Source organism: Microcystis sp. M53603_WE2 (assembly GCF_030065435.1).
This window is the reverse complement of the sequence record NZ_JASJFF010000980.1, coordinates 1-1,030: the sequence shown is the minus strand read 5'-3', so window position 1 is coordinate 1,030 and position 1,030 is coordinate 1. Positions and strand designations below refer to the sequence as shown.

General features: G+C 40.4%; 2 protein-coding genes. Both read right to left on the bottom strand.

What is annotated here, in order from left to right; translation table 11 throughout:
• Positions 1-211 precede the first annotated feature (211 nt).
• A complete protein-coding gene (locus tag PX481_RS20690; RefSeq protein ID WP_008199295.1) occupies positions 212-436 on the bottom strand; it encodes a DUF433 domain-containing protein in 225 nt (74 codons plus the stop codon).
• Between the two features lie 148 nt (positions 437-584).
• Positions 585-869, bottom strand: a complete 285-nt coding sequence (locus tag PX481_RS20685; protein WP_288023654.1) for a hypothetical protein — start codon at positions 867-869, stop codon at positions 585-587.
• Positions 870-1,030 lie beyond the last annotated feature (161 nt).

The following is a 1,030-nucleotide window of genomic DNA, read 5'->3' as shown; positions in this document are numbered from 1 at the left end:
TGGAGGGATCGGGGGTAAAATTCAGGTACTTTTTCCCTGAAAATTAGGTAACTGACTACCTCAAAATCGGTAAAACCCTACACCCCACACCCCACACCCCACACCCTGCCCCCACCAACAAACTTTTTCAGCAGACCCTACCTAAAAATGATCGGTAAAGATGGAGTGAAGAGGATTTTAGCTGGTAAATTTTCATCGAAGAAAAAACCATTCATGCAATTTTTCTGACTTCATAGTGATTCGCCATCAATCTTGCTGCAAATTGCATACAGGCATAAATATCTTCTCGATTCAGAGAAGGATATTCTTCAAGGACTTCTTCAATAGAATCCCCTGCTCCCAAAAATTCCATAACTGTTTGCACAGGAATTCGGGTTCCAGCTATAACAGGTCTTCCATTACAAATATCTGGATGGATATGGATACGACTTTCCATTAAGGTTTTGTTACCTCTTTGATGATTTAAAGTAAGCTTATTATACCCTTTCATAGTAACAGATAAGGATGTTGGGTTTCCTTAAAATTGATCGCTGCAGCGGTAGGACCCGCATCAGGGAACGCACCCTACCAGAGCAGCGATCATACTATTCCCAAGTTAGAGTTATACCTTCTAGTTTACATACTCTCTGAATAGTTTCTAGTTTACTCTCAGTCAATTTCCCAAATAGGTGAACTCTCATTTTATGCTTGGGATAATACTGTCCATAACTCTTTATTTGCCCGATCGCTGATTTCCAGCCTTTTGTATTTTTAACTTCAATTATTTCTGTATTAGTTAAGACATCTATTCTACCTACCTTATCAATGTAAACCTCGGTTTTTCCTCCTAATTCCCCAGCCAGTTTGTCCCGATACCAAGCCTCTGTCACCTTTACAGGAGTATTTATCTCCGCAACATCTCAATAAATGCTGGTAAGGAAGCCGAAGTCAACCTAGAAAATGAACCCGCACTCGTGAGAAAGCATCGACTTAGGTTGCACTGAGGAAGAAAATCTGCTTTAACTAAGGATATGCTTCTTCCCATCGAGAG